The organism is Sphingomonas sp., from assembly GCF_035758555.1.
Lineage (GTDB): Bacteria > Pseudomonadota > Alphaproteobacteria > Sphingomonadales > Sphingomonadaceae > Sphingomonas_B.
Window position 1 is genome coordinate 1 of record NZ_DASTXI010000191.1, and the last position, 10,982, is coordinate 10,982.

The window sequence follows — 10,982 nt, forward strand, 5'->3', positions numbered from 1 at the left end:
GACAGCATCAGCGTCGGCCCGAAGCTCAGCCAGTGAGCGACAAGCTTGGCGGCGGCGACGCTCTCGTCCGAGACCCCACGCACCGCGAGCTGGTCGAGCACGCCGCTCAGCCGGTCGGGTTCGATCAGCCGGTCGACCGGCAGCAGCGCCGCCAGCAAGGCCGCCATCCAGAGCACCCCGCCACCGGTGCGGGCGAGCAATTGCGCATCCGGACCCACCGCGAAGGCGAACAGGGTCGCGACCAGCAGGAAAAACACGACCGGCAGCATCGCCCCGCCCGCGCGCCAGGCATTCGCGACATCGCGGCGGATCAGGCTAATCACGGCCATCTCCGCTCGGGACGAGCGGAATGGAGTGCGCATGGCTCAAGCGAAGCGGAAGATGGGTGGCGGCGAGCACGATTCCGCCCAAGCCTTGGTGCGCCGCGCACGCCGCCTCCAGCCGGCCGATCGCCTCGGTGTCGAGCCCGTTGGTCGGCTCGTCGAGCAGCCAGATCGCCGCGCCGCCGGCAATCACGCGCGCCAGAGCGGCGCGCTTGCGCTGGCCTGTCGAGAGCATGCGCACCGGCACCGGCGCCAATCGGCCGATGCCCATTGCATCCATTGCCTCCGGCAACGCGCTTTCACGCCCATCCAGGCGGGCCCAGAAACGGAGCGCCTTGCCCAACGGCAGTTCGCGGTCGAGCGCGGCGTTCTCGTCGGCCAGCGCGATCTTGCCTTCGCGTCTGACCGCGCCTGCTGCTGCGTCGAGGAGACCAGCGGCGACACGCAAAAGACTCGACTTCCCGGTGCCGTTCGGGCCGGTGACGATCGCCGCCTCGCCCGGCCCCAGCGCGAATGACACGCCCTCGAACAACAGCCGCCCGCCGCGCCAGCACGCCACATTGTCGAAGCGGAGCAGGCTCACCCGACCAGGTCTTCGAGCGCGTGCATGTCGGCGTCGGACAGGCCGAAATGATGGCCGACCTCATGGACCAGCACGTGCGTGACCAGCTCCTCCAGCGACACGCCCGTTTCCGCCCATTCGTCGAGGATCGGGCGGCGATAAAGGTGGATCATGTCGGGAAGCGCGCCGCTGTCGATCGACGATTTGTCGCCCACCGGCCTGCCCGAATAGAGGCCCGTCAGCTCGAACGGGTCTTCGATTCCCATCTGCGCGAGCGTCGCGTCGTCGGCGAAATCCTCGACGCGCAGCACCACGTCGCCCAGATATGCCCGGAACTCGGCCGGCAGACGCTCCAGCGCCGCGCGCGCAAGCTGCTCGACCCTGTCGAGATCGGGGGCGTATGTTGCCTGGTCGGCCATCGCGGTGACATAGGGCCAATCGGAGGAAGCGGACAATGGTCGAGCAGTTGAACGAGGCCGAGCGCGCGGCTGCGCTCGATCGGCTGGGCGAGTGGGACTATGACGAAGCGCGCGACGCACTGACCCGCAGCTTCCTGTTCGCCGATTTTTCCGAAGCATTCGCGTTCATGACCCGCGTGGCGCTGCTCGCCGAAAAGGCGGATCACCACCCGGAATGGGCGAATGTGTGGAACCGCGTCGACATCCTGCTCACGACGCACGATGCCGGCGGCCTGTCGGCACGCGACGTGCGTATGGCCGAGGCGGTCGATCTACTGCTGACATCTTAAGGCTTTGCTGACTCTTTGCCGCCATCGAGGAGGCAAAAGAGGTCGCCGAATGAAAGAACATCTGGACGCGCTTTGCCGGCAGCACGACGAACTGCGCGCGCTCGCAACGCAATATGAGCGCGAGCTGGACAAGGCACAGCCGGACACGACTGCGCTTTCAAAGTGCCGCTGGACGCTGGCGCGGCTGATCAGCACGCATCTCGCCTATGAAGGTGCACATCTCTATCCGGCGCTGTCGCGCAGTGGCGGGCCGGCGATGGAGACCGGCCGCAAGATGGCAGCCGAGATGACCGAGCTTGGCGGACGTCTCCAAAATCATGTCCGGGAATGGACAGTCGGCGCGATCGCGGACGATTGGGCGCGGTATCGCCGATCCTCCAAGGATCTGATCGCGGTGCTCCGTGCCCGCATGGATGTCGAAGAGGCCGAACTCTATCCGCTGGCGAGCGTGGCAAAGGCCGCCTAGACTTGGCGCAAAGGCGTCTTCATTGGCGCCAAATGCTAATACTGTTTCTCTGAAACGCTGCGCCTTCGCCTTGAATCGCGTTTGGCACGGGCGATGCATTGCCCCTGATGTCGCCGGCCGGATGGTCCGACCGGCAGTCAGGGAGATTTCAGATGACCCGCTTTACCTCGCTGTTCGATACGGTCGCCTCGGTGGTTGCCGCCGTTGCCGTCGCCACGATGTTCGTCGTCGCCGCCGTTGGTCCGGCCGCGCTGCCGTTCGCGTAACCGCTCTTCGCATCCAGGAGTAACGTCTAATGTCTGCATTCCGTCTCGATCGCGGCAACGCCAAGCTGATGGGCGTCTGCGCGGGAGTGGGCAATGCAACCGGTATCGACCCGCTGCTGATCCGTCTCGCGCTGTTCGTCCTCACGCTGATGCTGGGACCGGTGATGATCCTCGGCTATTTCATCACGGCCTGGGCCGCGAGCTAGGACTGGCACACTGGGCGAGGGGCGCTTAAGACAGGGGCGCCCCGAAGCTCAGGAGGCCTTTCGATGCTCCGCACTGCCCTTTCCCTGTCGCTGCTGATTTCGACCGCTCCCGCCTTCGCCGCCCTCGCCCCAGGCGCCACCGCGCCGGATTTCAAGACCGAGGGCGCGCTCGCAGGCAAGGAATTCAGTTTCTCGCTGAAGCAGGCGCTCAAGAAGGGCCCGGTCGTCCTCTATTTCTACCCGAAATCCTTCACGACCGGCTGCACCATCGAGGCGCACGAGTTCGCCGAGGCGACGCCTGAGTTCAACAAGCTCGGCGCGACGGTGATCGGCATGTCGGGCGACGATATCGACACGCTGAAGCGTTTCTCGACAGAGGAATGCCGCGACAAATTCGCGGTCGCCGCCGCCAAGCCGGACGTGATCAAGGCCTACGACGTCACGCTGCCGGTGATGGCCAGCCGCTCAAACCGCACGTCCTACGTGATCGCGCCCAACGGCAAGATCGTCTTCGCCTACACCGCGATGAAACCCGAGGGACATGTCTCCGGCACGCTCGATGCCGTGAAGAAGTGGAAGGCGAAGAAGTAGCTCCGTCATCCCGGGCTTGACCCGGGACCCACCTGTCTTGCTGAGCAGAAGGTGGACCCCGGCCTTCGCCGGGGTGACGATCAGGGCTTCACCGCCACCACGGCATCGATCTCGACTGCCACGCCTAGCGGCAGCGACGGCACGCCGACCGCGCTGCGCGCGTGCTTGCCGGCATCGCCGAACACCTCCGCCATCAGCGTCGAGCAGCCGTCGGCGACCTTGGGCTGATCGGTGAAATCGGCGGTGGAGTTGACGAAGGCGCCCAGCTTCACGACCCGCGCGACGCGATCGAGCGAGCCCAGCGCCGCCTGCATCTGCGCGAGCAGCATGATGCCGCAGCTCCGCGCCGCCTCGCGGCCCGCTTCCAGGTCCACATCCTCGCCCAGCCGTCCGGTGATGCGCTGGCCGTCCTTCTGGCTGACCTGGCCGGAAATATAGAGCAGCCCGCCCGCTTCGACGGCGGGAACATAGGCGGCGACAGGGGCGGCGGGGGCCGGCAGCTCGATGCCGAGCTCGGCGAGGCGTTGTTCGATGCTCATGCTTGTACCCCAATCATCGGCATGGACCGCGCGTCAAGCCCGGAGGTCAGCCGCTCGCGGATCCAGCCCGTCGCTTCGGCCCAGTCGTCGATCCGGGCATGAGCGGCAGGGGCCGGCGGCATGATCGCCGCAAGCTGGGGCTCCGCAACCATGTGCAGCCGGAACACCTGCGGCGCCGCCTTTTCGACCGAGGCGTGGTGCAGCGCGAGATCGTCGACGAAGACGGCGGCGCTCGGCCCATATTCGTCGAGGAGCTGAACCACGGGCGCGCCCTTGCCCCCTTGGTTGCAAAGCACGCGATGCTGGATGCCGACTGCCTCCAGCTGCGCGATCCGGCGCTCCTGATGCGTGTCGAGCAGGTTTGTGAGCACCACCACGTCGGCGATCCCGGCCAATTCCGTCAGTGCGTCGCGTGCATGAGGAACCAGCGTCTGGCGGTGCATCTCGGTCTCGAAAAAGCCGTTGAGCAGCGGCCAGGTTTCTTCGCGCGGCAGCGGCTCGCCCGTCTCGCGCCGCCTGACCGCGCGCGAATAGTCGCCTTCCGACAGATCGAAATCGACGCCGTGCGCCTCGCCCAGCCAGTCGCGAAAATGGCTGACCATGTGCAGCAGAACTTCGTCGCAATCCGTGATGAGAAGGGGACGGCTCACGCTTCGAGCTCCGCCCGTGCCCTGACAAGAACCTCGGGCTTTACCCCCAGGTGATCGGCGCAGGCGACGAGGTCGAGCTCATGGCCTTCGAGGAACGAAAGCACCGCCGCCTGCAGCGCCGGCTCGGTCGCACGGGCGCGGAGGTCATTCGTGGTTAACCCGGTCAGGGCAAGCAACCTCTCGGCCCGCCGCGAGTCTTCCAGAGACCAGACGAGCGCGAGCAGGGCCAAAGTGGAGGCATCGGCGTTTGTTTCGGAAGCGTGCATATTCTATTGTGGATAAGCCTGGGGGCAGCGAGGATGTGTCGCTTGTGAGTAAGAAAGTGCTCGTTGTCGAGGACAACGAACTCAACCTCAAGCTGTTCTGCGACCTGCTGCGCGCGCACGATTATGTGGCGGAGCCGGTGCGCGACGGCCGCGAGGCGGTCGAACGCGCGCGGGCTTTCGAGCCCGACCTGGTCATCATGGACATCCAGCTGCCGAACGTCAGCGGTATCGAGCTGATCGAGACGCTGAAGGCCGACGAGCAGCTGAAGCCGATCCCGATCATGGCCGTCACCGCCTATGCCGCCAAAGGCGACGAGGAGCGCATCCGCGCCGCAGGCGCGGAGGCTTATGTGTCGAAGCCGATTTCGGTGATGCGATTCGTCGAAAGCGTTGAGGCTTTAGTCTAAGGCGGTTGCTCCCTTCACCGCTCGTCCCGAGCGGAGCGCGAAGCGCGAAGTCGAGGGGCGAAAGCTCGGAGCCGCGCCCCTCGACTTCGCTCGGGACGAGCGGGATTTCACCCTATGCCGCCTGCGCCTGCTCGGCCGCCTCGATCTCGGCCGCCTTGGCCTCGACCAGCTTGACGATGTGATCGATCATGTCGGCGTCGTTGACGTGGTGGTCGGTCACGCCCGACAGATAGACCATGTGCTTGCCGGCGCCGCCGCCGGTCAGGCCGATATCGGTCTCGCGGGCTTCGCCAGGCCCGTTGACGACGCAGCCGAGCACGCTGAGCGACATCGGCGTGCGGATATGCTGAAGCCGTTCCTCGAGCTTCTCGACGGTGCGGATCACGTCGAAGCCTTGGCGCGCGCAGGACGGGCAGGAGACGATCCGGACGCCGCGGTTGCGGATGCCGAGCGCTTTCAGGATTTCGAAGCCGACCCGCACTTCCTCTTCAGGCTCCGCGGACAGGCTGACGCGGATCGTGTCGCCGATGCCGTACCAGAGGAGCGAACCGATGCCGATCGCGCTCTTGACCGTGCCGCCAATCAACCCGCCCGCTTCGGTAATGCCCAGGTGCAGCGGGCAGTCGACCGCATCGGCGAGCTGCTGATAGGCGGCGACGGCGAGGAACACGTCGGACGCCTTCACCGCGACCTTATATTCGTGAAAATCGTGATCCTGCAGCAGCTTGATATGGTCGAGCGCCGATTCGACGAGCGCCTCCGGGCACGGTTCGCCATATTTTTCGAGCAGGTCTTTTTCGAGGCTCCCGGCATTGACGCCGATCCGGATCGCGCAGCCGTTCGCCTTTGCCGCGCGCACGACTTCCGCGACGCGCTCCGACGACCCGATATTGCCAGGATTGATGCGCAGGCAGGCCGCACCGGCGTCGGCCGCTTCCAGAGCGCGCTTGTAGTGAAAGTGAATGTCGGCAACGAGCGGCACGCGCGCTGCGCGGGCGATCTGGCGGAAGGCTGCGGTGCTCTCGACGTCAGGGCAGGAGACCCGAATTATGTCGGCGCCCGCGTCTTCGCAGCGCCGGATCTGGTCGATTGTCGCCCCGGCATCAGCGGTCGGCGTGTTGGTCATCGTCTGGACCGTGACAGGCGCATCCCCACCGACGGGGACATTGCCGACCATGATCTGACGTGACTTACGGCGCACGATATCGCGCCAGGGACGAACCGACATGAAGGATCTCTGCGTTTGCTGCTCGCGCCCCATATAGCGATGGCGGGCCGGAATCGGAACCGCTAAGCGCCCGAAGGCCTTAAGGAGACATCATGCCCACCGCCCTGATCACCGGCGCGAACCGCGGCATCGGCCTGGAGTTCGCGCGCCAGTACACCGCGGACGGCTGGACCGTGATAGCGACCGCTCGCCACCCGGAAGCCGCCGACGAACTCAAGCAGCTTGGGGCCGACATCCTGCCGCTCGATGCTGCCGACCCGGCGAGCATCGATGCGCTGGCCGCAAGCCTCAGCAGCCGCACGCTCGACGTGATGATCGCCAATGCCGGCGTGCTTCCGCGCGGGGTCGATGCGCAGGGCTGGCTGAACGGGTTTGCGACCAACTGCATCGGCCCGACGCTGCTCGCTAAGACGCTGAAGGGGAACATGGCGGCCGGCGGCAAGGTGATCGCGATCACCAGCAAGATGGGCAGCATCGCCGACAATGGGTCGGGCGGCGCGATTGCCTATCGATCGACCAAGGCCGCGCTGAACGCCGCCTGGCGCTCGCTGTCGATCGACTGGCAGGGCGACGACATCGTGCTGGCGATGCTCCACCCGGGCTGGGTGCAGACGGACATGGGCGGGCCGGGCGCGGCAATCGATCCGAAGACCAGCGTCACGGGCATGCGCGAGACGATCGCAGCGCTGGCACGCGACCGCAGCGGCAGCTTCCTCAACTATGACGCCCAGGACCTGCCGTGGTGAGCAGTACCGATTGGACCCTGGTGGTTCATGGCGGCGCCGGGATCATCGAGCAAGGGACGCTGACGCCTGAGCAGGAAACAGCAATCCGTGGCGCGCTCGCGCGGGCGCTGGAAGCGGGCGCGGACATCCTGCGCGCCGGCGGTGCGGCGCTGGATGCGGCGGAAGCGGCGGTGCGGGTGCTGGAGGACGACGAGCATTTCAACTCCGGCCGCGGCTCCGTCTTCACCTATGAAGGCCGGATCGAAATGGACGCGGCCGTGATGGACGGCCGCAACCGCGATGCCGGCGCCGTCACGGGCGTCACCGCGACGCGCAATCCGGTCAGCCTGGCACGGCGGGTGATGGAGGACAGCCCGCACGTGCTGCTGAGCCGCGAAGGCGCGGACCGCTTCTCGCGCGAGCAGGGGATCGAGCAGGTCGGGCCCGACTGGTTCGAAGTGCCGGAACGCCGCCGCCAGCTCGAGGAGCTAAAGGCGCGGGGCGCCGATCATTTCGATGTCGAGATGAAATACGGCACCGTCGGCGCGGTCGCGCGCGACAAGGCTGGGCATGTGGCGGCGGCAACCTCGACCGGCGGCATCACCGGCAAGCGCTGGGGCCGGATCGGCGATTCGCCGCTGATCGGCGCCGGCACCTACGCCGACGACCGCGCCGGCGCGGTCTCTGCGACGGGCTCCGGCGAGTTCTTCATCCGCGCCGTCGTCGCCCACGAAATCTGCGCGCGGGCACGGCTCGCCAATCAGGATGTGCTGAGCGCGGCACGGGCGACGATCACGGACATGGGCGCGCTCGGCGGCACAGGCGGTGTGATCGTCGTCGGTCCCGACGGACGCGGCGGCTGGGCCTTCAACTCGAAAGGCATGTACCGGGGCAAGGCCGCGAGCGGCCAGGACCCGGTCGTGGCACTGTACGGGGAGGAATGATCCTTCCTCCCCGCCCTGCGATCTATCCCAGCGTCACGGTGACGGCGCGGCGATTCCTCGCCCAGCTCGCTTCGTCCGAACCGAGCGCCTCGGGCCGTTCCTTGCCATAGCTGATCGTCGTGATCCGGCTGGAATCGATGCCCAGCGAAACGAGATAGTTCTTCGCAGCGTTCGCACGCCGCTCGCCGAGCGCCAGGTTGTATTCGCGCGTGCCGCGTTCGTCGCAATGCCCTTCGACGGTGACGCGGACGTTCGGATATTGCCGCAGGTAGGCGGCCTGGCTCTGCAGCGTCGACTGATCCTCGGCGTCGATGTTGGATTCGTCGGTGTCGAAGAACACGCGGTCGGACGCGACGTTCGCAACGAAATGCGCCTGGCTGCCCGGCACGGGCCCCGTCTCGGCGGCGGGCGGCGGCGCTTCGGGAGTCGGCGTTTCCTGCGGAGCCGGCGGCAGCTCGGCCGGCGGCTTCTTCGAGCAGCCTGCTACGGCAATCGTCGCAGCCGCGACCAGCAGCGTATGGCGCAATCTCATGTCATCCTCCATTGTTGTTTCAGGGGAGTAACGGTCCCCAGGTCGGATCCGATCCATCGACCGGCGTTGGAATCTTGCGGATGTTGCGGCCGGTCAGGTCGACCTGCCAGATGCTGGACTTGCCCGAACGGCCCGGCGTCGAGCGGAAGAACTGAATCACGCGGCCGTTGGGCGACCAGGTCGGGCTTTCGTCCTGCCAGCCGTGCGTCAGGATGCGCTCGCCGCCGCCCGAGGGCGACATCACGCCGATGTTGAAGCTGCCGACGCGCGTGAACGCGATCAGGTCGCCGCGCGGGCTCCATTCGGGCGTCGCATAGGCGCCGCCGCCGAAGCTGATCCGGTGCTGGTTCGAACCGTCCGCATCCATCACGTAAAGCTGCTGCTTGCCCGAACGGTCGCTCTCGAACACGATCCGCTGGCCATCGGGCGAAAAGCTGCCGCCGACATCGATGCCGGGCGAATTGGTCAGCCTGACCGGCGTGCCACCCGTTGCCGGCATCCGGTAGATGTCGGTGTTGGCGCCCTGGCTCATCGAAAAGAGCAGGGTCCGGCCGTCGGGCGAGAAGCGCGGTGCGATCACCTGGTTCGGCGTATCCAGCACCAGCCGCTGGCGTCCGGTGCCGACGTCGTAGACGAACACGTGCGGCCGGCGCTGCTGATAGCTGACATAGACGATCGACTTGTAATCGGGCGAGAATCGGGGCGTCAGCACCAGGTTCTGGCCGTTGGTCAGGAAACGGTGATTGGCGCCGTCCGAATCCATGATCGCCAGCCGCTTGACGCGGTGATCCTTGGGCCCCGTCTCCGCGATATAGGCGATGCGGCTGTCGAAGAACGGGCTTTCGCCGGACAGGCGCGAATAGATCATGTCGGCGCATTTATGCGCGGCGCGGCGCCAGTCACGCGGAGACACGACGAAGCCGGTGCGCTTCAGCTCAGACCGCAGATTCACGTCGTAGAGATAACAGCCGACGGTCAGATTGCCGTCGCTGCCGGCACGGACGAAGCCGCTGACCAGCGCCTCCGCCCCGGTCTGCGGCCAGATCGAGAAATTGGGCGCATTCGCTTCGGCAAAGGTGACGGTCGGAATGCCCGAGGGCCCGAGCGGACGGAACAAGCCGCTGCCGCGCAGGTCCGCCGCGATCACATCGGCGATCTGGCGGCCGAGCGCGTCGGTGGTGCCGGCGACGGTCTGCCGCACGTCGTCGGTCGCGAGCTTCGGCACCGCAATCCGGAGGTCGTCGCCGGCTTCGGCGGTGACGTCGACGCTGAGGCCGGTAGGCGCGGCCTGCGGCGCCACCGCGGCCGGGTCCTGCGCCAGCACCGCGGACGCAAGGACGAGGAAGGGGAGTGCGAGATATTTCATCAAAGACCCTCGTAGAGCTGCGGCCTGATCTGCTTCCAGACCGCGTAATATTCCTTGGGAAAGCGATACGGCTCGGCGAGCTTCACCGCTGCAAGCGCGCGCTCGACGAACAGGCGCGCCTGGGCGCGGTTGCTGGGGGTGACGCCGGTTGGGCCGATCACCCGCGGCTGGCCGACGATCGTGCCGTCCTCCGCCAGGTCGGCAACGATCGTCACGCGCAGCTTCTCGACATCGGCGCCGCTCGGCGGGCGCCAATGCGGCTTCAGCTGCCGCTTCAGCTCGGCGGCCAGTGAAGCCTGAACCTTCGGACCGACATTGGCGGCAGACGCTTCGGCTGCGCGGCTGACGCTGGCCTTTTCCGTGATTCCCTTCAGGAAATCGGGGCCGAGGCGGGCGCCCTTCTGCCGCTTCGGCTCGGCCTTCGACTGCGCCTTCTCCGGTGCGGCCGTGCGTTCGCGGACGGGCGGCTTTTCGGGCTTGGGCGTCGGCGCGGGGACAGGCGCCGTATCGGGCTCTGGCAAGGCCGGCGCCGGCTCCGGCTTGCCGAGCTCGGGCGCGACGCTGGTCGCGGGCGGCTGCTGGGCATCGTGCGGTGCGGTCGCTTCCAGTCCGACATCGTCGGTAAAGGTGATCTCCACCGGGGGACGCTCGATCTTCAGCGGATTGGGAGTCGCGAGAAAGCCGACCGACAGCAGACCGAACAGGACGACATGCCCTGCGGTCGCGGCGCCGAGGCCGATTTTCTCCGCACGCTCCATTTCAGCTCTCGTCGCCAACGCTTACCAGCGCGACCTTGTTCAGGCCCGCGCGGTTGAGCTCGCCGAGCACCTGCATCACAGCGCCGTAATCGAGTCCGCGATCGGCGCGGAGATAGACCTGGGGAGGCTGGTCGGCGGCGATCGCGGCAAGCCGGTCTTCCAGCGCTTCCGGCGGCACTTCGTCCTCGCCGATGAACACCTGGCCCGACCGTTCGATCGAGATGGTGACGGGCTTCTGCTCCTGCTTCAGCGCGCCGGCCTTCGACTTCGGCAGGTTCACCGGCACGCCGGCGGTGAGCAGCGGCGCGGTGACCATGAAGATGATCAGCAGCACCAGCATCACGTCGACCAAAGGCGTCACGTTGATCTCGGCCATCGGCGCGCGCGCGCGGCCGCGGCTGGCGG

General features: G+C 66.9%; 18 protein-coding genes. 7 read left to right on the forward strand and 11 right to left on the reverse strand.

Annotated elements, in window-relative coordinates:
* The 3 genes from VFT73_RS11325 to VFT73_RS11335 all read right to left on the reverse strand — a co-directional run.
* On the reverse strand, window positions 1–329 hold a 329-nt coding region (locus VFT73_RS11325; RefSeq protein ID WP_326411076.1), incomplete at its 3' end, for a heme exporter protein CcmB.
* A complete protein-coding gene (gene ccmA, locus VFT73_RS11330; protein ID WP_326411078.1) occupies window positions 316–906 on the reverse strand; it encodes a heme ABC exporter ATP-binding protein CcmA in 591 nt (196 codons plus the stop codon). The genes VFT73_RS11325 and ccmA, both read right to left, overlap by 14 nt.
* On the reverse strand, window positions 903–1,304 hold the full coding sequence (locus VFT73_RS11335; protein WP_326411114.1) for a metallopeptidase family protein: 402 nt from the start codon (window positions 1,302–1,304) through the stop codon (window positions 903–905). Before VFT73_RS11335 ends, ccmA begins: the two co-directional genes overlap by 4 nt.
* Before the next feature lie 35 nt (window positions 1,305–1,339).
* On the opposite strand from VFT73_RS11335, the gene VFT73_RS11340 reads away from it, so the two are divergent.
* From VFT73_RS11340 to VFT73_RS11355, 4 genes are all read left to right on the forward strand, one after another.
* A complete protein-coding gene (locus tag VFT73_RS11340) occupies window positions 1,340–1,633 on the forward strand; it encodes a 4a-hydroxytetrahydrobiopterin dehydratase (protein WP_326411080.1) in 294 nt (97 codons plus the stop codon).
* 49 nt (window positions 1,634–1,682) lie between these two features.
* Entirely contained in the window at window positions 1,683–2,099 is a 417-nt protein-coding gene (locus tag VFT73_RS11345) for a hemerythrin domain-containing protein (RefSeq protein WP_326411083.1), read from the forward strand.
* A gap of 295 nt (window positions 2,100–2,394) precedes the next feature.
* The gene (locus VFT73_RS11350) at window positions 2,395–2,571 is read left to right on the forward strand and encodes a PspC domain-containing protein (RefSeq protein WP_326411086.1); all 177 of its coding nucleotides are present in this window, start codon (window positions 2,395–2,397) and stop codon (window positions 2,569–2,571) included.
* 63 nt (window positions 2,572–2,634) lie between these two features.
* On the forward strand, window positions 2,635–3,162 hold the full coding sequence (locus tag VFT73_RS11355; protein WP_326411088.1) for a peroxiredoxin: 528 nt from the start codon (window positions 2,635–2,637) through the stop codon (window positions 3,160–3,162).
* A gap of 80 nt (window positions 3,163–3,242) precedes the next feature.
* Here the strand turns inward: VFT73_RS11355 and VFT73_RS11360 are convergent, their stop codons facing one another.
* Genes VFT73_RS11360 through VFT73_RS11370 form a run of 3 tightly spaced genes read right to left on the reverse strand, consistent with a single transcriptional unit; the run spans window position 3,243 to window position 4,617 of the window.
* Entirely contained in the window at window positions 3,243–3,701 is a 459-nt protein-coding gene (locus VFT73_RS11360) for a RidA family protein (protein WP_326411090.1), read from the reverse strand.
* On the reverse strand, window positions 3,698–4,351 hold the full coding sequence (locus tag VFT73_RS11365) for an HAD family hydrolase (RefSeq protein WP_326411092.1): 654 nt from the start codon (window positions 4,349–4,351) through the stop codon (window positions 3,698–3,700). The genes VFT73_RS11360 and VFT73_RS11365 overlap by 4 nt, the downstream gene beginning before the upstream one ends.
* Window positions 4,348–4,617, reverse strand: a complete 270-nt coding sequence (locus tag VFT73_RS11370) for a DUF3572 domain-containing protein (RefSeq protein ID WP_326411094.1) — start codon at window positions 4,615–4,617, stop codon at window positions 4,348–4,350. Before VFT73_RS11370 ends, VFT73_RS11365 begins: the two co-directional genes overlap by 4 nt.
* Before the next feature lie 44 nt (window positions 4,618–4,661).
* Here VFT73_RS11370 and VFT73_RS11375 point away from each other — a divergent pair, with 44 nt between their 5' ends.
* Window positions 4,662–5,024 carry a response regulator gene (locus tag VFT73_RS11375; protein ID WP_181600227.1) on the forward strand — a complete coding sequence of 121 codons (363 nt, stop codon included), beginning with the start codon at window positions 4,662–4,664 and terminating at the stop codon, window positions 5,022–5,024.
* Between the two features lie 112 nt (window positions 5,025–5,136).
* Here the strand turns inward: VFT73_RS11375 and ispG are convergent, their stop codons facing one another.
* On the reverse strand, window positions 5,137–6,252 hold the full coding sequence (gene ispG, locus VFT73_RS11380; RefSeq protein WP_326411099.1) for a flavodoxin-dependent (E)-4-hydroxy-3-methylbut-2-enyl-diphosphate synthase: 1,116 nt from the start codon (window positions 6,250–6,252) through the stop codon (window positions 5,137–5,139).
* Window positions 6,253–6,344: 92 nt separating this feature from the next.
* Here ispG and VFT73_RS11385 point away from each other — a divergent pair, with 92 nt between their 5' ends.
* Window positions 6,345–6,998 (forward strand): SDR family oxidoreductase, encoded by a 654-nt coding sequence (locus tag VFT73_RS11385; RefSeq protein ID WP_326411101.1) that lies wholly within the window; start codon window positions 6,345–6,347, stop codon window positions 6,996–6,998.
* Complete coding sequence (locus VFT73_RS11390) at window positions 6,995–7,921, forward strand: isoaspartyl peptidase/L-asparaginase family protein (RefSeq protein ID WP_326411103.1); 927 nt, start codon at window positions 6,995–6,997, stop codon at window positions 7,919–7,921. The genes VFT73_RS11385 and VFT73_RS11390 overlap by 4 nt, the downstream gene beginning before the upstream one ends.
* Window positions 7,922–7,943: 22 nt before the next feature.
* On the opposite strand, the gene pal is transcribed toward VFT73_RS11390, so the two are convergent.
* The 4 genes from pal to tolR form a co-directional block, all read right to left on the reverse strand.
* The gene (gene pal, locus VFT73_RS11395) at window positions 7,944–8,453 is read right to left on the reverse strand and encodes a peptidoglycan-associated lipoprotein Pal (protein WP_326411105.1); all 510 of its coding nucleotides are present in this window, start codon (window positions 8,451–8,453) and stop codon (window positions 7,944–7,946) included.
* A 19-nt stretch (window positions 8,454–8,472) separates the two neighbouring features.
* Window positions 8,473–9,819 carry a Tol-Pal system beta propeller repeat protein TolB gene (gene tolB, locus VFT73_RS11400; protein ID WP_326411107.1) on the reverse strand — a complete coding sequence of 449 codons (1,347 nt, stop codon included), beginning with the start codon at window positions 9,817–9,819 and terminating at the stop codon, window positions 8,473–8,475.
* Window positions 9,819–10,577: a cell envelope biogenesis protein TolA gene (locus VFT73_RS11405; RefSeq protein WP_326411109.1), complete on the reverse strand. Its 759-nt coding sequence runs from the start codon at window positions 10,575–10,577 to the stop codon at window positions 9,819–9,821. The genes tolB and VFT73_RS11405 overlap by 1 nt, the downstream gene beginning before the upstream one ends.
* 1 nt (window position 10,578) lies before the next feature.
* On the reverse strand, window positions 10,579–10,982 hold a 404-nt coding region (tolR, locus tag VFT73_RS11410), incomplete at its 5' end, for a protein TolR (protein WP_326411112.1).

Bases quoted from the DNA above. Each gene is read 5' to 3' on its own strand.
- VFT73_RS11340 (WP_326411080.1), top strand. From the start codon at position 1,340: ATGGTCGAGCAGTTGAACGAGGCCGAGCGCGCGGCTGCGCTCGATCGG.
- VFT73_RS11335 (WP_326411114.1), bottom strand. From the start codon at position 1,304: ATGGCCGACCAGGCAACATACGCCCCCGATCTCGACAGGGTCGAGCAG.
- VFT73_RS11355 (WP_326411088.1), top strand. From the start codon at position 2,635: ATGCTCCGCACTGCCCTTTCCCTGTCGCTGCTGATTTCGACCGCTCCC.
- ispG (WP_326411099.1), bottom strand. From the start codon at position 6,252: ATGTCGGTTCGTCCCTGGCGCGATATCGTGCGCCGTAAGTCACGTCAG.
- VFT73_RS11350 (WP_326411086.1), top strand. From the start codon at position 2,395: ATGTCTGCATTCCGTCTCGATCGCGGCAACGCCAAGCTGATGGGCGTC.
- VFT73_RS11405 (WP_326411109.1), bottom strand. From the start codon at position 10,577: ATGGAGCGTGCGGAGAAAATCGGCCTCGGCGCCGCGACCGCAGGGCAT.
- tolB (WP_326411107.1), bottom strand. From the start codon at position 9,819: ATGAAATATCTCGCACTCCCCTTCCTCGTCCTTGCGTCCGCGGTGCTG.
- VFT73_RS11370 (WP_326411094.1), bottom strand. From the start codon at position 4,617: ATGCACGCTTCCGAAACAAACGCCGATGCCTCCACTTTGGCCCTGCTC.
- VFT73_RS11360 (WP_326411090.1), bottom strand. From the start codon at position 3,701: ATGAGCATCGAACAACGCCTCGCCGAGCTCGGCATCGAGCTGCCGGCC.
- VFT73_RS11385 (WP_326411101.1), top strand. From the start codon at position 6,345: ATGCCCACCGCCCTGATCACCGGCGCGAACCGCGGCATCGGCCTGGAG.
- VFT73_RS11345 (WP_326411083.1), top strand. From the start codon at position 1,683: ATGAAAGAACATCTGGACGCGCTTTGCCGGCAGCACGACGAACTGCGC.
- pal (WP_326411105.1), bottom strand. From the start codon at position 8,453: ATGAGATTGCGCCATACGCTGCTGGTCGCGGCTGCGACGATTGCCGTA.